We start from the raw sequence: 463 nt of genomic DNA on the forward strand, positions 1-463 counted from the left end.
TATAGGGAAGTTATATTACAACAGGAGAAAAACACAAAAAGTAAAGGGCGAACGAACAAAGAAAGGAGCCCCTAAGAAAACATACACTTACCGTGATGAAAAAGACTGGATACTTGTTACGGTACCGTCAATTATTGATGATCATTTATTTTCACTGGCACAAGAGCAGCGGATTAAAAACAAGAAAATGTCCGGTAATGTGAAACACGAATATCTACTTAAGTCTTTAATGAGATGCGGTCATTGTGGAAGGANTACTTAAGTCTTTAATGAGATGCGGTCATTGTGGAAGGAAGTGGGAAGCAACCACCTACTCCGGTAGACCTAATAATAGTACGGGAATACGCGAAAAATATAAATCTTATCGTTGTCCAAACGTAAACCCAAAGAAATATGGTCCTGATGTAACTAGCTGTCCAAGCCGTTCAATCAGGGCTGAATTGCTGGATGGTTATGTATGGAA

General features: G+C 39.0%; 1 protein-coding gene. It reads left to right on the forward strand.

Annotated features, from left to right (window positions below; all coding sequences use genetic code 11):
• Window positions 1–269: 269 nt before the first annotated feature.
• A partial coding sequence (locus EJP82_RS27815) for a recombinase zinc ribbon domain-containing protein (protein ID WP_211350295.1) occupies window positions 270–463 on the forward strand: 194 nt, incomplete at its 3' end.

It is taken from the genome of Paenibacillus anaericanus (assembly GCF_003994475.1).
Lineage (GTDB): Bacteria > Bacillota > Bacilli > Paenibacillales > Paenibacillaceae > Fontibacillus > Fontibacillus anaericanus.